This is a genomic window from Rubrivirga marina (assembly GCF_002283365.1).
In the GTDB taxonomy this organism is placed as follows: domain Bacteria; phylum Bacteroidota; class Rhodothermia; order Rhodothermales; family Rubricoccaceae; genus Rubrivirga; species Rubrivirga marina.
This window is the reverse complement of sequence record NZ_MQWD01000001.1, coordinates 464,723-481,725: the sequence shown is the minus strand read 5'-3', so window position 1 is coordinate 481,725 and position 17,003 is coordinate 464,723. Positions and strand designations below refer to the sequence as shown.

The following is a 17,003-nucleotide window of genomic DNA, read 5'->3' as shown; positions in this document are numbered from 1 at the left end:
CCGGCCTGGGTCTGGGGAGGCGTGGACGACCGCGCCGCGGCCGTGGGGTTGGGGTGCCGTGCGCGGTTACCGGCCGCCGAAGAGGCCCCGCATCCGCTCGTCGAGGGCCTCGGCGTCGAACCCGGCGAGGTACCCGTCCGTGATGGAGAGGGAGGAGTGGCGGAGCGCCCGGTTCACGTCGTACACGCTCCACCCGCCCTTCCGAGCGAGGTCGGCGAACGTGTGCCGCGCGACGTGGAACGAGAGGTGGTCCTCGATCTTGGCCCGCTCGGCGATCTGGCGGAGGACCTTGTTGGCGTAGGCGTTCCGGCTGGAGAGCGCCTTGTGGAGCCCCCCCGGGGTCGAGGTGTCGTAGCGGTCGAGCGCGTCGAAGAGATAGGGATCCTCGACCTCTCCCCCTCCGTCGCCGCTCGCGGGGACCTCGCGGCCGAGGTAGGGCTCAAGGATGGCCAAGGCCTGGGGGACGAGGAGCACGTCGTTCGTCGATTTCGTCTTGCCCATTCGGTACCGAACGCGGTACGTCACGATGGGCTCGCCGTCGTCGTCTTCGCCCGCCTCCGTGCGAACGACGTCGGACCGCCGTAGTTGGACGACGTCCGAGAACCGCATCCCCTGCGCGTAGAGCGAGAAGAGGAACCAGTCGCGGACCTTGGCGAGCCCGGACCCCTCCGGCCCGGCCGGCCCGAAGTCGAGGGCCTGGATCGCGGCCACCTGGTCGGCCGTGAGCTTCGCCCGCGACGGCTTCTCGATCCGCGGGGGTTTGTAGTTGTGGAACGGCGAGTCGGAGGCGCGCACGACGCCGTGGCGGGCGGCCCGGTTGTAGTGGAGCCGGACGATCGTGATCGCGCTGGCGACCGTCGACGCCTTGTTCTTCCGCTCCGTCAGGAGCCACGCCGTCCACCGGTCGAGGAAGGCGGGCGTGAGGCGTCGGAAGGGGAGGGGGGAGCCGCCGAACGCCTCCAGCTTGGCCATGACGGCCCGCTCCTTCCGAACCCGCCCGACGTTCCCCTGCTCCTCGACGACGTCGAGGTGCCCTTGCACGAAGTCGAGGAAGCAGTCGGTGTACCCCTTGCCCACCACGGCCGCCTTGAGCGCCGCGGCCGTCGGGACCTCGCCGATCGTCAGGAGCCGGAGCCGCTCACGCTCGGCCGCGTTCAACTTCGTCTCGATGAGCCGGTTGTACTCCTCGTAGAGGTCGTGCGTCTTCCGCACGCGCTCGGCCCGCCCGTTCCAGTGCCGGGGGTGGACGTAGGCCCCCACCGAGAGGTAGAGCGACCCCGAGGCGTCGGCGAACCGGAGCCGTATCGGGTGGTGCCCGTGCCGGTTCGTCTTGTGGGCCCAGAGGACGGGGCGGACGGTCGCCATGGGCGGCGCCGGGGCGAAAGGTAGGGTGAAAGGAAAAGTAGGGTATCAACCGAACTCATCCAATACCCGGCCGCTCTCAAAACGTGCCTGAGGTGGGAGAAAAGGGGACTCCCGGAGTTGACCGGGAGTCGTCTGATCTCATGTTGTGCCCGGAGTGGGACTCGAACCCACACGGCCGTGAAGCCAGCGGTGTTTGAGACCGCCGCGTCTACCATTCCGCCATCCGGGCGCGCCCCGAAACTACGCCACCCGGCCCGCCTCGGCCCCGAGGTGGAGGACCGCGCGGAGACCCCCGAGCCCGAGAACGCCCCGAACAGCGCGCGACGCGGGGCGTAGGTCCCGGGCCCCTCCTCATGCCCGTCCGCCTCGTGTCGCTCGTCCTCGTCGCCAACCGCGCCCCGATCCGCCCGACCCCCGACGGGTGGGCTCCCAGTCTCGGCGGCCTCGCCTCGGCGCTCCTCCCCGTGCTCGAAGACCGCGGCGGCGCGTGGGTCGCCATGCGCGGGCCCGACGAAGAGACGCCGCTCACCCAGACGTACCCGCCCGAGACCGCGGCCTTCACCGTCCGCCGCGTGCCGCTCGAGGAGCCCGAGTTCGAGGCGTTCTACCAGGGCATGGCCAACCGCGTGCTGTGGCCGCTCTCGCACTACCTCGTCGAGCACGTCGAGCCCGACCGGAGCTTCCGCGACGCCTACCGCGCCGTCAACCGCCGGTTCGCGCATGCCGCGCTCGACGTGGCCCGCACGGACCTGGCGGCCGGCCGCGAGCAGCCGACGTTCTGGGTCCAGGACTACCACATGATGCTCGTCCCGGAGACGATCCGGGCGGGGCTGCCCGACGCCCGCATCGGGTTCTTCTGGCACGTGCCGTGGCCCGCCTCGGAGGTCTTCCGGATCCTCCCATCGGCCCGCGACCTCCTGCGGGGGATGCTCGCCTCCGACCTCGTCGGGTTCCACACGGAGGGGTACGCCGAGAACTTCCGCGAGTCGGCCCGGGACCTGCTGGGGGCGAAGGTGGAGGGCGAGACGATCACCTTCGAGGGCCACCGCTGCCGGGCCGAGTCGCACCCCATCGGGATCGACGTCGAGCGGTTCGAGGGGCTCGCGATGGCGCCCGGCGCGGCGGAGATGGCGGCCGAGATCCGCGAGGACCTCGGCGGTGTCCAGATCGTCCTCGGCGTCGACCGGCTCGACTACACGAAGGGCCTCCTTCTGCGGATGGAGGCGTTCGAGCGGTTCCTCGAGCTCTACCCCGAGCGCCACGGCGAGGTCTCGCTCGTCCAGATCGCCACGCCCAGCCGGACCGGCGTGCCGGCCTACGACCAGCTCAAGCGCGAGATGGACGAGGCCTCGGGCCGGATCAACGGGCGCTACGCGAAGGGCGCCTGGGCGCCCGTCCGCTACCGCTACCAGTCGTTCGACCAGGCCGAGTTGGCGGCGTACTACCAGGCCGCCGACGTCGCCTTCGTGACGCCGCTCCGCGACGGGATGAACCTCGTGGCCCACGAGTTCGCCGCCGTCAGCGCCGTCTGTGCCGAGCGCGGCGGCCGGCCCGGCGCGCTCGTCCTCTCCGAGCTCACCGGCGCCGCCGACTACCTCGACGGCGCGTTCCTCGTCAACCCCTACGACGCCGATGGCCTCGCGCGGACGCTCGACACGGCGCTCGACCTCCCCGAGACCGAGCGCCGCGCCCGCCTGAGCCAGATGCGCGAGGCCGTCCGCGACCTCGACGTCCACGTCTGGGCCCAACGCTTCCTCGAGTCGCTCGATGCCGAGGGCGAGGACTAACGCCGCCCGTCGTCTCCAACTCGCTCTTACCCTCGTTGCGTGTCAACCTGAGCGGAGGCCGCGGGCCGGAGTCGACGGATCTCGGGCGAGCACCGCGACCGGGCCGCGCCCCCGGCGTCAACTCGAGACTCGGCCGCACCAGGGATCCTTCGGCTCGCTCCACTCGCTCAGAATGACATGGGGAGACGGTGCCGCTGGCGTGCCCAGCACGTCCACTTCCCCAATCTGACCTTCCCCCACTCATCCGATGGACCAGCCCCCCGTCCCCGACCGCCCGCTCCTCTTCCTCGACTACGACGGGACGCTGGCGCCCATCGTCGGCGACCCCGAGAAGGCCGTGCCCCACCCGGCCGTGCCCGACCTCCTCGCCGAGCTCGCCGAGGCGCACGAGGTCGTCGTGATCACCGGGCGCGACCTGGCCGCCCTCGGCCGGCTCCTGAACCAGCGGCTCCCGGCCGTCGGGCTCCACGGGGCCGAGGAGGGCTGGGCCGACGGGACCGTCGACACCCGCGCGGCCGACGAGCACGCCGACGTGCTGGCCGACCTCCGAGCCGCCGTGCCCGCTGCCGAGGGCGTCGTGGTCGAGGACAAAGGCGCCGCGTTCGCCGTCCACTACCGCCACGCGCCCGACGCCGACGCCGCGCGGGCGGAGCTGGAGCGGTGGGCCGAGGCCGTCCCCGCCGGCCTCGTGCCCATCTGGGGGAAGGCCGTCGTCGAGCTCCGCGCCGAGGGCGTCTCGAAGGGGACGGCCGTGGCCCGCCTCGCCGCCGCCCACCCCGACCGGACGCCCGTCTACCTCGGCGACGACGTGACCGACGAGGACGCCTTCCGCGCCCTCCAAGCCCTCCGCCAGCCGACCGTCACCGTCAAAGTGGGCGAGGGCGAGACGGTCGCGGGCCACCGCCTCGGCGGCGTCGAGGACGTGGTCGCCTACCTCCGGCGGTTCCTGGACTGATAGAGCCGGCCCCGCCCGCGTGTCGGGCGGGGCCGCATCGGCGGACCCTGCGGACCTCTGCCGTAGGGCGGCCGTTCGCCGACCTTCCGGTTTTCCCCCGCGCCCGACCCAGAGACCGCCTGTGAGCTCCCCCTACCTCCCCATCGGCGACTACGGCCTCGTCGGCAACATGCGGACGGCCGCGCTCGTCGGCAAGAACGGCGCCGTCGACTGGCTCTGCCTGCCCCACTTCGACTCGCCGTCCGTGTTCGGGGCGGTCCTCGACCACGAGAAGGGCGGGCACTTCCGGATCGAGGTCGACGGCGGGTACGCCTGCCGCCAGACGTACCTCCCCGACTCGAACGTCCTCGTGACGCGGTTCACGGGCGAGCAGGGCGCGGCCGAGGTCGTCGACTACATGCCCGTCGGCGACATCGGGCCGGACGCGGGGTACCACCGCCTCGTCCGCCACGTCCGCGTCATCCGCGGGACCATCAAGGTGTCGGTCCGCGTCGCGCCGGCGTTCGACTACGCCCGGAGCCGGCACACGGTCGAGCTCACGGACGAGGGCGCCGTGTTCACGTCCGAGTCGGGTGGCCCCGACGGCGGGCCGATGCGGCTCGGCCTGAGCACCGTCCGCACGCTCTACGTCGACGACTCCGACCCCGACCGGCCGGAGGTCTACCGCGACTTCGAGCTCGAGCGCGGCGACCGCGTGACGCTCGAGCTCCGCTACCTCGACGCGACCGGCCGCCTCGAGGAGCCGCTCTCGCGCGAGGCCGAGTACGCCCTGTTCCGCGAGACGACCGACTACTGGCGCGACTGGCTCGTCGGCTGCACGTACACCGGCCGCTGGCGCGAGACGGTCCGCCGCAGCGCCCTCCTGCTCAAGCTCCTGACGTTCGAGCCGACCGGCGCCATCGTCGCCGCGCCGACGACGTCGCTGCCGGAGCACCTCGGCGGCCACCGGAACTGGGACTACCGCTACTCCTGGATCCGCGACGCCGCGTTCACGCTCTACGGGCTCCTCCGGATCGGCTTCACGACGGAGGTCCGGTCGTTCATCGGGTGGCTCCGCGACCGGTGCGAGGCCGGCATCCCCGACGACCCCAACGGCCCGCTCCAGATCGTCTACGGCATCGACGGGCGGCGGCACATGCCGGAGTTCGAGCTCGACCACCTCGAGGGGTACATGGGCTCGCGGCCGGTCCGCGTGGGGAACGGGGCCGCCGACCAGCTCCAGCTTGACATCTACGGCGAGTTGCTGGACGCCGTCTACCTCTACGACAAGTACGGGACGCCCGTCGCGTGGGAGTTCTGGACCGACATCGTCAAGTACGTCGACTGGGTCTGCGCCAACTGGGACCGGCCGGACGAGGGGATCTGGGAGGTGCGGGGCGCGCGCGAGCACTTCGTGTACTCGAAGCTGATGTGCTGGGTGGCCCTCGACCGGGCGCTCCGCCTCGCCGACAAGCGGTCGCTCCCCGCGCCCCGCAAGCGCTGGCTCAAGACGCGCGACAAGATCTACAAGGCCATCATGGAGCGGGGCTGGTCCAAGGAGCGCGGCGCGTTCGTCCAGGCCTTCGGCGGGACGGCGCTCGACGCCTCGAACCTCCTCATGCCGCTCGTCTTCTTCACCGGGCCCAACGACCCGCGGATGATCGCGACGCTGGAGGAGACGCTCAAGGCGCCCGAGGACGGCGGCCTGACGTCGGACTGCCTCGTCTGGCGCTACAACACGGGCGAGATCGACGACGGCGTCGGGGGCGAGGAGGGCGCGTTCAACCTGTGCTCGTTCTGGCTCGTGGAGGCCCTCGCGCGGGCCGGACGGATCGAGCCGGCCTACCTCGAGAAGGCCCGCGTCATGTTCGAGAAGATGCTGGGCTACTCGAACCACCTCGGCCTGTTCGCCGAGATGACCGGGCTGAGCGGGCAGGCGCTGGGCAACTTCCCCCAGGCGTTCAGCCACCTCGGCCTGATCTCGGCGGCCTACAACATCGACCGGGCGCTCGACGAGCGCGGGCCGGGCCGGCGCTCGGGCCAGACGCCGTCGGAGCCGGAGCAGGCCCGTTCCGAGACCGTCGCGCTCCACCCCGGCGCGGAGCCGAACGCCCACGCCGGTCCCACGGGCGCCCGCTGACCCCGCCCGCCTCGGGCGGTTCGTGCCCGAGGCGGGGCGGGCCAGAAACGAGCGCGCCCCGGCTGCCAAGCGGCAACCGGGGCGCGGGAATCGATCGGGCCGAGGCCCGAGGCGATTACATGGTGGACGTCGTGTCCTCCATCATCTCGCCGTCCACCATGGTGGTGTCCTCCATCATCATGTCGTCCGTCATGGTGGTGTCGTCCATCATCATGTCGTCGGCCGGGGGGGTGACGGTCTCGGCGGGCTCCACGATGGTCGTGTCGACGTCGGCCGGCTCCTCGGCGCAACCGAAGACGGCGAGGGCAGCAATCAGGGGCAGGAACTTCTTCATGTCAACGGGGGGCGCAGAGCGCCGGTGGGTGAGGGTGAACGGGCCGGAGCGACTCGGCTCGGTGCGGGCGGGGGGTCCCGCCGCGCACGACGCGAAATAACCCGACAGGGGGGCGTCCTGGCAAGCCCCCGCGATGAAAACGCATGAACGCCCCCCGAGGGCGTCCGGCCTCGGTTTCTTGGGCCTCACCTCTCTCGACCCCAGATGAGCGCGCTCGACGACCTCCTCGACCTCCTCGACCTCGAGCCCATCGAGGTCCACATCTTCCGCGGGCGGAACCGGCCGCTCGCGAGCCCGCGCGTGTTCGGCGGGCAGGTGCTGGCGCAGGCGCTCGTGGCCGCTGGCCGCTCCGTCGAGGGCGGTCGCCAGTGCCACTCGCTCCACGCCTACTTCATCCTCCCGGGCGACGTCGAGGCGCCCATCGTGTACGAGGTCGAGAAGCTCCGCGACGGCGGCTCGTTCACGACGCGGCGCGTGACGGCCATCCAGCACGGGCGGCCCATCTTCAACGCGTCGCTCTCGTTCCACCGCGACGAGCCGGGCCTCGAGCATCAGCCCGAGCGGCCCGACGTGCACGGCCCCGAGGGCGTCCCGTCCGAGCGCGACCTCGCGACGGCCGTCGCCGACCAGATCCCGGAGCCGCTCCGGACCGTCCTCACACGCGAGCGCCCGATCCACTTCCGGCCGGTCGACCCCGTGAACCCGCTCGCGCCGGAGCCCCGCGAGGCACGCGCGGCGACGTGGCTGAAGGCGGCCGGCCCGCTCCCCGACGACCCGCTGATCCACCAGGCCGTGCTGGCTTACGCGAGCGACTGGGGCCTCCTCCAGACGGCGCTGCTCCCGCACGCGCGGTCGGTGTTCGACGGGACGATCCAGGCGGCCTCGCTCGACCACGCGCTCTGGTTCCACCGCCCGTTCCGCGCCGACGACTGGCTCCTGTACTCGATGGAGGCGCCGACGGCGGCCGGCGCGCGGGGCTTCACGCGCGGGCAGGTCACCGACGCCGACGGCCGGCTCGTGGCGAGCGCGGCGCAGGAGGGCCTGATCCGGCCCGTCGACCCGGACCGGACACGCGGCTGACCACGCCCGCCTCGAGGAGTCGGTGGACGGAGGCGTCGAGGCGGGCGGGGTCAGGCGGAAGGCACGTCCTGGAGGAGCGCGTCGGCGGCCTCTTCCACGTCGGCATAGTCCCACTCGCCGGCCCGCTGCTTGGCGGCGACGAGGCCGCTCCGGTGGACGCGTCGGAAGTCGCCGAAGGGGAACTTGTAGCGGCCCTTCGTCTCCTCGTTCTCGTCGGTGTCGATCGCGAGGTGCCACTGGGCGTAGGCGTCCCAGCCGTTCCGCTCGATGAAGTCGTTCTCGTCGTCGGTGGAGGGCTGGGCCTCTGACCAGTCAGAGTCCTTGACGTACTGGTCCTTGGCGACGAGGTCGCGGGCGTGGTCGCGGCCGGAGGTGTTGAGTTGGACAGACATGGCAGGAGGTCGGAATGCCCGGTACCAACGGGCGCGTGGATCGGGCGATCCGGGCTGGGCGTAGGGGACCGGCGTTCCCCCAGGCCCATGCGCGCACTCGCCCTACTCCTGCTCTGCGCCCTCGCCGCGTGCCGGTTCGAACCGGCCTCGGAGCGGCCTCCCGGCGTCGAGTGCGACTGCGCCGACGGCCGCGACGTGGTCGACGCGCCGCCCGAGGCGAAGGCGCCCAGCACCGACACGACGAGAGCCGTGCCCCCGCCGGCCGAGGAGACGCCGCCCGCGGCCGGCGCCGACACGAGACGCGTGACGCCGGACGAGGCGGGCCGAACCGACCCACCGATCCGCGAGGCACCCACCGTGAGCGCGTCCGGACTGGCGATGCCGGTGGCCGGCATCGAGCCCGGCGACCTCGTCGACACGTTCGAGGCCGCGCGCAGTGAGGGGCGGTCGCACGACGCCATCGACATCCTGGCCCCGCGGGGGACGCCCGTGCGGGCGGCCGTGGCCGGCGAGATCGTCCGCCTGTTCACCAGCGACAGGGGCGGCCTGACGATCTACCAACTCGGCGCCGACCGCCGGACGGTCTACTACTACGCGCACCTCGACAGCTACGCGCCGGGACTGAAGGCAGGCCAGCGGGTCCGCCGCGGGCAGTTTCTGGGCGGCGTCGGCGACACGGGCAACGCGGCGCCGGGCAACACGCACCTCCACTTCGCCATCTGGCGCACGGCCGACCCCGCCGACTTCTGGGACGGGACGCCGGTCAACCCGTACCCGCTGCTGAGCCGGCGCTAGATCGGCCCGCCTCGGGGGCGAGGCGGGCGGAGTCACGGGGCCGTCGCTACCGCGACCGCGCGGCCATCGTGGTCGTGTCGGTGGGCGCGCGCTGTCCGGGCCGGCCGGCGACGTCGCGGAAGCGGACCGGCACGCCGGGCTCGATCATGGCCGCCAGCCGCTCGGCGTCCCAGTTCGTCAGGCGCACGCAGCCGGCCGACGACGCGTAGCCGATGGTCTCGGGCGCGCTCGTCCCGTGGATGCCGTAGTGCTCCTTCGAGAGCGCCATCCACACCACGCCGACGGCGTTGTTGGGGCCGGGCGGGAGCGTGGCCTCCTCGGCGTCGTCCGGCACGCTTTCCAGGATCGCCGGCTGGTAGTGCCACTCCGGGTTCCGGGCGATGGCGCGGACCTCGAAGGCGCCCTCGGGCGACGGGTCGTAGCTCGCGCCGACGGTCACGGGCGCGTGGAACAGGACGGTCCCGTCGTCGGCGAGGGCGTGGAGGTAGCCGGCCTCGCTCGAGATCACGAGCCGCGAGACGGCGCTTGACGGGCGCGGCGCGCTCCCGACGTTCGGCACGCGGAGGGTGTCGCCCGCGGAGAGCGCGTCGAGGTCGCGGCCTCCGTTGAGCCGCGCGAGCAGCTCGGGCGCGGCATGGAACCGCTCGCCCAGCTTCTCGGAGAGCGACTCGTAGCCGAGCCGGTCGAGCTCGGCCTTGGCGTAGACGTCGTCGGGGATCTCGGTGAATGGCCCGGCGACGGCGTCCTCGGAGAGCGTGACGGTCGTGATGAGCTGGCCCGGCTGCCCGGCGCGCTGCGAGAGCGAGCGGACCGTGGCCCGGTCGGCGATGCCGGTCACGCGGAGGCCCTCGGCCTTCTGAAACCACGAGAGCGCGAGCTCGGTGTTGTCGCCCCAGCGGCCGTCGATCTGGCCCGGCGAGAAGCCGGCCCGGTCGAGCAGCGTCTGGAGCTTGACGACGCTCGGCCCGGCCACGTCGCCGCCGAGCGGCACGCGGATCGGGCTCGACCACGCCTCGGTCGTGTCGATCGCGGCCAGCGTCTCCGGGTTGGTCCGGGCCGCCGCCGCTTGGCCGGCCGTGTCCACCTCGACGAGGTCGCGGCCCCGGCCGGTGTAGCGGCCCCCTTCGAGGTCGTCGGCGGACGGGAGGCCGAGGCCGCCGGTGGTCGAGATCCGCCCCGAGGCGGACGTGGTGTCGGGGGCCGGCGCCGGGTCGGGGTCGGTCGTGGGCTCCGTCTCGCCGCCGTCGAGCTGGCAGGCGGCGAAGGCAAAGCCGAAGGCGAGGAGCAGCGGGAGGGCGCGCATGGTGGGAGGGGCCAGGGGGAAAGGGCCCCTCCAACGCCACCTCTTCCCTAACGTTCGTCGCCGGGGGCCGGCGCATCTGCTCTTCACCGCCCGGGTTGCCTATCGGGGCGCGACGACGAGGTAGTGCGGCAGCCACTGCGGCGAGCGCCCGCCGGCCGACGTTGGTTCGTGGAGCGTGCCCGCGCGCCGGTTCCGGACGAGGACCGAGGCGCCGCCGTCGAGCGCCAGCATCCGGCCCGCGTCGACGCCGAGGCGGGCGAGGACCGAGGCCGCCGCGCCGATCCGCGTCCGCCCATCGCTGGTGACGATGACGAGGGTCTCGGCCGCACCGTCGCCGTCGGCGTCGAGCGGGCCGAGGACGTGGAAGCGCGTGGCGATCCGCGCCGGGTGGGCCTCGGGCGCATAGCTCACGACGGCGTCGGCGAACCCGGGTGCCCCGAGCGGGGCGCCCGTCGCTGGGTCGTAGTCGGCGACGTTGGCGAGCGTGTCGAGGCCGAGCGCGCGGAGCGGTCGGGCCCATCGCTCCCCCTCCGCGCCGGGCCTCCCGGGCCCGTAGGGACTGCTTCCACCCGTGACCGCCACGCCGCCGAGGGCGACGGGGAACGCCAGCTGCGACGTCGGGACGCCGGGCGTCTCGAAGAACGCCCCATTCAGCACGGCGAACGCCCCGTCTCCCTCCGCCTCGGCGACCACGGCCGCCGGGTCGACCAGCGCGAACTGGGGGCTCGGTGCCTCCGGGTGGAACGCCGACGGCTCGTCGGAGCCGGGCTCGACCTCGCCCATCACCTGCCGCACCTCGACGCGGCGCAGGTCGATCCACTGGCCCAGGAACGAGCCGGAGTCCGACCGGACCTCGGCGAGGCCGTAGCCGTCGGCGCCGTCGAGGGGCTCGGCGACGAGGCCCGCCTCGGCTAGGCGCTCGCCGAGGCCGACGGGGAGCGCGGGGGGCGGAGGGAGGGCCGCTTCGGGAGCCGGGGCGCCCCCGCACGCGGCGAGGGCGACCGCCAGCGCGGCGAGCGGCGCGCGCACCTAGGCCGCCTCCTTCTGGCGGGCGTAGGCGTCCATGAACCGGACCGACGCCTCGATCCCCTGGTGGAACCGGTCGAGCCCGAACCGCTCGTTCGGCGAGTGGATCGAGTCCGAGTCGAGGCCGAAGCCCATCAGCACCGTGTCGAGCCCGAGGATCCGCTTGAAGTCGGCGACGACGGGGATCGAGCCGCCCTCGCGCGTGAAGTACGGCGTCTGCCCGAACACGGCCTCAAGGGCCTCCGAGGCCGCCTGCATGGCCGGCGCCTCGCGGTCGACGAGCACGCCGTGGCCCCCGTGGAGGTCGCGGAACGTGAGCGACATCGTGTCCGGAACGTGGGCCTCGAAGTGCGTCCGCAGCTTCTCCGTGATGTCGCCCGGCGTCTGGTTCGGGACGAGGCGGCACGAGATCTTGGCGCTGGCCTTCGACGGGAGGACCGTCTTGGCGCCCTCGCCGGTGTAGCCGCCCCAGATCCCGTTGCAGTCGAGCGTCGGCCGGCCCGTGGTCCCCTCAAGGACGGAGTAGCCCGCCTCGGTCTTCGTCTCGGACACGCCGGCCTCGTCCTTCCAGGCCGCCTCATCGAACGGTAGGTCCCGGTACGCCTCGCGCTCGTCGTCGCTCAGCGCCACGACGTCGTCGTAGAACCCCTCGACGGTCACGCGGTGGTCGTCGTCGTGGAGGGCCGCGATCATGGCCGCGAGCGCGTTGATCGGGTTCTCGACGCCGCCGCCGTAGACGCCCGAGTGGAGGTCCTTCTTGGGGCCCGTCAGCGTGACCTCGACGTAGGCGAGGCCGCGGAGGCCGTAGGCGATCGACGGGACGCCCGGCGCGAAGAGGGCCGTGTCGCTCACGAGGCAGACGTCGGCCGCCAGCTTGTCCTTGTGCTCCTCCAAGAAGCCCGGGAGGTGGACGCTCCCGTTCTCCTCCTCGCCCTCGATGACGAACTTGAGGTTCACGGGCGGCTGGTCCGTAGCGAGCCACGACTCGGCGGCCTTGACGTGCATGAACGCCTGGCCCTTGTCGTCGGCCGAGCCGCGCGCGACGAGGTCGCCGTCTTTCTCGACGGGCTCGAACGGGTCGTTGTCCCACAGCTCGAGCGGGTCCGGCGGCTGGACGTCGTAGTGGCCGTAGACGAGGACCGTCGGCGCGTCGTCCGAGACGTGGTGCTCGGCGTAGACGACGGGGTGGCCGTCGGTCTCCATGACCTCGACGTCTCCCATGCCCGCGTCGCGGAGGTTGTCGGCGAGCCACTCGGCCGCGCTCCGGGTCTGCGTGGCGTACGTCGGGTCGGTCGAGATGGAAGGGATCCGGAGCCAGGCCTTGAGCTCTTCGACGAAGCGGTCGGCGTGGTCCTTGGCGTACTGGAGGGGGGCGTCCATTCGAGGGGAGAGGGGAGTGGAGTCGTGTGGAGCGCGTACGCCCGTGACGCCGCACGGCTCCGCGTGGAGCGGATCGGACTCAGTGGCCGAGGATGTCGGGCGGTCCCTCGACAGCAGAGCCCTCGGCGGGCGCCCGGAAGCCCACGCCGGGCACGTACACGTAGCGGACGTCGTCGGCATCGAGGGCCATCGACACGACGCGCCAGTCGCCGTCGGCCTTGTAGCCCGCGATTCGGAGCGTCCCGGCGCCCCGCTCGCCGCTCAGGCGGACGAGCCAGGACCCGCGCGTCGTCATCCCGTCGCCCTCGATGCTCCCGTTCAGAAACCAGCTCTCGCGGACCGGCGCGCCGAGCGCCTTCTCCACGACCGGGTCGGCCCGTGCCGTCGCGACGCCGCGCTCGTAGGCGCCGTTGTTCTTGAGGAACGTCGAGCAGCCGGCCCAGAGGAGGGCCATGAAGAGGGCCAGCCCGACGAGGCCGGTGAGGACGGACAGGGCTCCGCGCATGGCGACGAGCGGGGCATGCCGCCAACATAGAGGGCCAGCCGATTCCGCCGGCTCCCTCCACCTCGGGGCTGAGGTGGAGGGTCTCGGATCTCGGCCACGCTCGGCCCCGGCCGGATCCTTCGCTCCGCTCAGGGCGAGGGGCTGGCGCGAGGCCATTGCCCATCGGGTTCCTTGACGCCGGCGCCGAGGCGGGCGGGGCTACGCCGGCTCGGCCTCGAACGGCTCCAGCGCGTCGTCGACCGGGCGCGTGCCCTCGACCCAGCCCAGCAGCCGCTGGATGACGGCGTCGAGGAGAGCGTCGGGGCACGAGGCGCCGGCCGTGAGCAAGACCTCGACTGGGCGCGCCTCGGGCAGCCAGTCGGCCGTCTCGCGCATCGTCTTGGTCCGCCAGTCGAAGTGGCGGATGAGCTCGGGGGAGACGAGTTCGTCGGCGTCCTTGACGAAGTAGGTCGGCAGGCCAGCGTCCTCGCAGAGCTCGACGAGGTGCGACGTGTTCGACGAGTTGTAGCCGCCGACGACGATCGCGAGGTCGGCGCCGGAGGCGATGAGGGCGTCCGTCGCGTCCTGGTTCTCCTTCGTCGCGTAGCAGAGCGTGTCGGACGTGTCGGCCACGTTCGCGTCGTCGCCGTCGCGGGTGATCACGGCCTGGCGGAGGCGCTCGGCGATGGCCGCCGTCTCGGTCGCCAGCATCGTCGTCTGGTTCACGACGCCGATCCGGGCGAGGTCGCGGCCGGGGTCGAAGCCCTCCGTCGTCATGCCCTCGAAGCGGTCCCAGAAAAAATCGGCGCCCTCGCGGCCCTCGATGACGGCCGCGAGGGCCTCGGTCCCCTCCATGTCCCGCACCACGACGACGGGCGCGTCCGCGGCGGCCCGGCTGAACGTGGCCCGCGTCTCCTCGTGCTGGCGCTTGCCGTGGACGACGACCGTGAACCCCTTCTGGCCGATCTGCGCTCCCTTCTTCCACACGCGCACGACGAATGGGCACGTCGTGTCGTAGGCCTGCACGTCGACGCCACGCGCGGTGAGCTCGGCGAGCGTCTCCGTCGGCGCGCCGAAGGCCGGGACGATGACGAGGTCGTCCGGGCCGAGGTCGGAGAACGGGATGAGCTGCTCGCCGGCGGTCGTCCGCAGGAACCGGACGCCGCGGGCCTGGAGGTCCTCGTTGACGTGCGGGTTGTGGATCATCTCCGAGAGGAGGTGGATCCGGCCGGCCGCGGCCGCCTCGGGGTGCTCGTCGAGGGCCCGGTACGCGATCTCGATGGCGTTCTCGACGCCGAAGCAGAACCCGAAGTGGCGGGCCAGCTTCACGCGGAGCGGGCCGAAGTTGAGCACGCTCGGCGCGAGGTCCTTCTTGCGCGGGTCGGCCGCGCGGCGGGCCGCCTTGACCCGCGTCACGATCGGGCTCCGGTAGAAGGCGGGGACGTCGAACTGGCGGGCCATGCGGACGGGCTCGGGCGGGGCGGAAAGCTACCCGGACCAACGGCGCCGGGCGGGCGGCGTTGCGATGCGGCGCGCGCTCCGCACAGAATTGGCCCTCGGCATTCGCCCGAGACCCGCGTCATGTTTCCGTGGGGACTCGGCCGAGGCGGACCCTCCCGCTGGGCGTCTCGTACCGTCCTGAGCATCTCTGGCTCTCTCGATCCCACCTCATCTCTGATCCTATGCCCATCCGCTACTCCCTGGGCGCGCTCCTCGCGCTCCTCCTCGCCGGCTCCGGCGTCGCCTCGGCCCAAGTCGTCATCAACGAGGTCGACGCGGACACGCCCGGCTCCGACACGGCCGAGTTCGTCGAGCTCTACAACGCCGGCTCTGCCGCCGTCGCGCTCGACGACTACGTCGTGGTGTTCTTCAACGGCAACGGCACCGTGTCGTACGGGGCGTACGACCTCTCGGGGACCCTGGCCCCCGGCGCGTACTACGTCCTCGGCAACCCCGGCGTCGTGAACGTGACGCAGACGTTCGAGCCGGGCTCCAGCGGGGCGCTCCAGAACGGCGCCGACGCCGTCGCCCTCTACACCGGGTCGGCCGCCGACTTCCCCAACGGGACGGCGCCCTCGACCACGGACCTCGTCGACGCGATTGTATACGACACGAGCGACGACGACGCCCCGGACCTCCTCGCCGCGCTGGGCCAGACCGTCCAGTACAACGAGGACGAGAACGGCGACAAGGACAACGAGTCCACCCAGCGCTCGCCCGACGGCAGCGACACCATCGTCGCCGCGCTGGCGACCCCGGGCGCGGCCAACGTGGGCTCCTCCGGGGCCACGAGCTTCAACGCGCTCCTGCGGGGCCAGAACGAGGTGCCGCCCGTGGAGACCGACGCCAAGGGCGGCGTGACCGCCGTCCTCGACGGCACCACGCTCACGGTCACCGGCCGCTTCGTCGGCCTGTCCGGCGCCTACGCGGCGTCGCACATCCACGCGGGCGCGGCCGGGGCGAACGGCCCGGTGGTCCAGGCGCTCGCCCCGGCGGTCGACGCCGACATGCGGGGGGGGACGTTCGAGGCCTCGGCCAACACGTTCACGGTCCGCCCGACGTTCGCCGACTCGATCCGGGCCGGGCTCGCCTACGTCAACGTCCACTCGGCCGAGGTCCCCAGCGGCGAGATCCGAGGCCAACTGGGGACGCAGACGCACACGCTGCCGTTCTCGCTGAGCGGAGACAACGAGGTCCCTCCGGTCGCCACGGACGCGACGGGCTCGGGCTCCGTCCGCCTCGACGGCGCCACGGTCACCGTGACGGGGTCGTTCAGCGGGCTCTCCGGCGCCTACGCGGCGTCGCACATCCACGCGGGCGCGGCCGGGGCGAACGGCCCGGTGGTCCAGGCGCTCGCCCCGGCGGTCGACGCCGACATGCGGGGGGGGACGTTCGAGGCCTCGGCCAACACGTTCACGGTCCGCCCGACGTTCGCCGACTCGATCCGGGCCGGGCTCGCCTACGTCAACGTCCACTCGGCCGAGGTCCCCAGCGGCGAGATCCGAGGCCAGATCGGCACCGCGGTGGACATGGCGTCCGGCTCGATCGCCGACGCGCGAGCCCAGGGCGTCGACGCGACCGTCACGGTCGAGGGGACGGTCACGCGAACGATGGGGGACTTTACCTACCTCCAGGACGAGACCGCCGGCCTCACGGTCCGCCAGGTCGAGGGCGCCTTCTCCGACGCCGTCGCCAGCGGCGCCATCGAGCCGGGCACGCGCCTCCGCGTAACGGGCACGCTCTCGGAGTTCGCCAACCTCCTCCAGATCAATGGGGATGACCTCGCCTCGTTTGAGATCCTCGGGACGACCGACGTCCCCGAGCCGCAGGTCGTCACACTCAACGAGATCTCGCTCGACGGCGAGACCTACGAGGGCGAGCTGGTCACGGTCCAGGCCGTGACCATCGACCCCGACGGGACCGACGCCGGGACCGACCCCGACGGGACGTTCATGGCGGCCTCGACCTACCAGATCGAGGACGGCTCGGGCGCCGTCGGGACCGTCACGCTCCGGATCCCGAACGCCGACGACACGTCGGTCGACGGGACCGACATCCCTGAGGTCGCCGATCTCACGGGCATCGTCAGCCAGTTCGACTTCGACTCGCCGGTCAACGGGTACCAGCTCCTCCTGCTCGACGCCGACGACGTGACCCCGCGCGGCGTGGCGACCGAGGCGGACCCGGCCGCGGCGCTCACGCTGGCCGTCGAGAACCCGGTCCGCGGGCAGACAGCGGTCCAGTTCGGGGCCGGCGCCCCGGGCCAGGCCACGCTCGCGCTCTTCGACGTGCTCGGCCGCCGTGTCCAGACGCTGGCCGCCGGCCCGCTCGGCGCCGGCGCGCAGACGGCCACGCTCGACACCGCCGGCCTCGCCGCGGGCGTCTACGTCCTCCGTCTCGACGTCGACGGGGCCACACGGACCCGGACGGTGACCGTCCTCCGTTAACCGTCCCGACCGAGTCCGGTCTGCGGGGCGGGGCCT

At 72.7% G+C, this 17,003-nt stretch carries 14 protein-coding genes and 1 tRNA gene; 6 read left to right on the top strand and 9 right to left on the bottom strand.

Annotated elements, in window-relative coordinates:
- Positions 1 to 66: 66 nt before the first annotated feature.
- Positions 67 to 1,365, bottom strand: a complete 1,299-nt coding sequence (locus BSZ37_RS01935; protein ID WP_095508922.1) for a site-specific integrase — start codon at positions 1,363 to 1,365, stop codon at positions 67 to 69.
- 146 nt (positions 1,366 to 1,511) lie between these two features.
- Positions 1,512 to 1,594, bottom strand: a tRNA-Leu gene (locus BSZ37_RS01930).
- A gap of 124 nt (positions 1,595 to 1,718) precedes the next feature.
- Between BSZ37_RS01930 and BSZ37_RS01925 the strand changes: the two genes are divergently transcribed.
- From BSZ37_RS01925 to BSZ37_RS01915, 3 genes are all read left to right on the top strand, one after another.
- Entirely contained in the window at positions 1,719 to 3,152 is a 1,434-nt protein-coding gene (locus BSZ37_RS01925) for an alpha,alpha-trehalose-phosphate synthase (UDP-forming) (RefSeq protein WP_095508921.1), read from the top strand.
- A 247-nt stretch (positions 3,153 to 3,399) separates the two neighbouring features.
- Positions 3,400 to 4,107: a trehalose-phosphatase gene (otsB, locus tag BSZ37_RS01920; RefSeq protein ID WP_095508920.1), complete on the top strand. Its 708-nt coding sequence runs from the start codon at positions 3,400 to 3,402 to the stop codon at positions 4,105 to 4,107.
- Positions 4,108 to 4,228: 121 nt separating this feature from the next.
- Complete coding sequence (locus tag BSZ37_RS01915) at positions 4,229 to 6,226, top strand: glycoside hydrolase family 15 protein (RefSeq protein ID WP_218830364.1); 1,998 nt, start codon at positions 4,229 to 4,231, stop codon at positions 6,224 to 6,226.
- A 115-nt stretch (positions 6,227 to 6,341) separates the two neighbouring features.
- Here the strand turns inward: BSZ37_RS01915 and BSZ37_RS21365 are convergent, their stop codons facing one another.
- Positions 6,342 to 6,560 (bottom strand): hypothetical protein, encoded by a 219-nt coding sequence (locus BSZ37_RS21365; protein ID WP_143537531.1) that lies wholly within the window; start codon positions 6,558 to 6,560, stop codon positions 6,342 to 6,344.
- Between the two features lie 204 nt (positions 6,561 to 6,764).
- Between BSZ37_RS21365 and BSZ37_RS01905 the strand changes: the two genes are divergently transcribed.
- Positions 6,765 to 7,640 (top strand): acyl-CoA thioesterase, encoded by an 876-nt coding sequence (locus tag BSZ37_RS01905; protein WP_095508918.1) that lies wholly within the window; start codon positions 6,765 to 6,767, stop codon positions 7,638 to 7,640.
- Between the two features lie 50 nt (positions 7,641 to 7,690).
- Here the strand turns inward: BSZ37_RS01905 and BSZ37_RS01900 are convergent, their stop codons facing one another.
- Positions 7,691 to 8,032 carry a hypothetical protein gene (locus BSZ37_RS01900; RefSeq protein ID WP_095508917.1) on the bottom strand — a complete coding sequence of 114 codons (342 nt, stop codon included), beginning with the start codon at positions 8,030 to 8,032 and terminating at the stop codon, positions 7,691 to 7,693.
- An 87-nt stretch (positions 8,033 to 8,119) separates the two neighbouring features.
- On the opposite strand from BSZ37_RS01900, the gene BSZ37_RS01895 reads away from it, so the two are divergent.
- Positions 8,120 to 8,827, top strand: a complete 708-nt coding sequence (locus BSZ37_RS01895) for a M23 family metallopeptidase (protein ID WP_095508916.1) — start codon at positions 8,120 to 8,122, stop codon at positions 8,825 to 8,827.
- Positions 8,828 to 8,873: 46 nt separating this feature from the next.
- Here BSZ37_RS01895 and BSZ37_RS01890 read toward each other — a convergent pair whose 3' ends face one another.
- From BSZ37_RS01890 to BSZ37_RS01870, 5 genes are all read right to left on the bottom strand, one after another.
- Positions 8,874 to 10,130, bottom strand: coding sequence for a L,D-transpeptidase family protein (locus tag BSZ37_RS01890; RefSeq protein ID WP_095508915.1), 1,257 nt, complete (start codon positions 10,128 to 10,130; stop codon positions 8,874 to 8,876).
- Positions 10,131 to 10,229: 99 nt separating this feature from the next.
- On the bottom strand, positions 10,230 to 11,159 hold the full coding sequence (locus tag BSZ37_RS01885; RefSeq protein WP_095508914.1) for a hypothetical protein: 930 nt from the start codon (positions 11,157 to 11,159) through the stop codon (positions 10,230 to 10,232).
- On the bottom strand, positions 11,160 to 12,536 hold the full coding sequence (locus BSZ37_RS01880; protein WP_095508913.1) for a dipeptidase: 1,377 nt from the start codon (positions 12,534 to 12,536) through the stop codon (positions 11,160 to 11,162). It lies immediately after the preceding gene.
- Positions 12,537 to 12,615: 79 nt separating this feature from the next.
- The gene (locus BSZ37_RS01875; protein ID WP_179299426.1) at positions 12,616 to 13,041 is read right to left on the bottom strand and encodes a cytochrome c oxidase assembly factor Coa1 family protein; all 426 of its coding nucleotides are present in this window, start codon (positions 13,039 to 13,041) and stop codon (positions 12,616 to 12,618) included.
- Positions 13,042 to 13,239: 198 nt separating this feature from the next.
- Entirely contained in the window at positions 13,240 to 14,481 is a 1,242-nt protein-coding gene (locus BSZ37_RS01870) for a 4-hydroxy-3-methylbut-2-enyl diphosphate reductase (RefSeq protein WP_095508911.1), read from the bottom strand.
- A 221-nt stretch (positions 14,482 to 14,702) separates the two neighbouring features.
- Here BSZ37_RS01870 and BSZ37_RS01865 point away from each other — a divergent pair, with 221 nt between their 5' ends.
- A complete protein-coding gene (locus tag BSZ37_RS01865) occupies positions 14,703 to 16,967 on the top strand; it encodes a CHRD domain-containing protein (RefSeq protein WP_095508910.1) in 2,265 nt (754 codons plus the stop codon).
- The last annotated feature ends 36 nt before the right edge of the window (positions 16,968 to 17,003 follow it).

Coding starts and splice junctions, on each gene's coding strand:
- BSZ37_RS01935 (WP_095508922.1), bottom strand. CDS start 1,365: ATGGCGACCGTCCGCCCCGTCCTCTGGGCCCACAAGACGAACCGGCAC.
- BSZ37_RS01925 (WP_095508921.1), top strand. CDS start 1,719: ATGCCCGTCCGCCTCGTGTCGCTCGTCCTCGTCGCCAACCGCGCCCCG.
- otsB (WP_095508920.1), top strand. CDS start 3,400: ATGGACCAGCCCCCCGTCCCCGACCGCCCGCTCCTCTTCCTCGACTAC.
- BSZ37_RS21365 (WP_143537531.1), bottom strand. CDS start 6,560: ATGAAGAAGTTCCTGCCCCTGATTGCTGCCCTCGCCGTCTTCGGTTGC.
- BSZ37_RS01905 (WP_095508918.1), top strand. CDS start 6,765: ATGAGCGCGCTCGACGACCTCCTCGACCTCCTCGACCTCGAGCCCATC.
- BSZ37_RS01900 (WP_095508917.1), bottom strand. CDS start 8,032: ATGTCTGTCCAACTCAACACCTCCGGCCGCGACCACGCCCGCGACCTC.
- BSZ37_RS01895 (WP_095508916.1), top strand. CDS start 8,120: ATGCGCGCACTCGCCCTACTCCTGCTCTGCGCCCTCGCCGCGTGCCGG.
- BSZ37_RS01890 (WP_095508915.1), bottom strand. CDS start 10,130: ATGCGCGCCCTCCCGCTGCTCCTCGCCTTCGGCTTTGCCTTCGCCGCC.
- BSZ37_RS01880 (WP_095508913.1), bottom strand. CDS start 12,536: ATGGACGCCCCCCTCCAGTACGCCAAGGACCACGCCGACCGCTTCGTC.
- BSZ37_RS01875 (WP_179299426.1), bottom strand. CDS start 13,041: ATGCGCGGAGCCCTGTCCGTCCTCACCGGCCTCGTCGGGCTGGCCCTC.
- BSZ37_RS01870 (WP_095508911.1), bottom strand. CDS start 14,481: ATGGCCCGCCAGTTCGACGTCCCCGCCTTCTACCGGAGCCCGATCGTG.
- BSZ37_RS01865 (WP_095508910.1), top strand. CDS start 14,703: ATGCCCATCCGCTACTCCCTGGGCGCGCTCCTCGCGCTCCTCCTCGCC.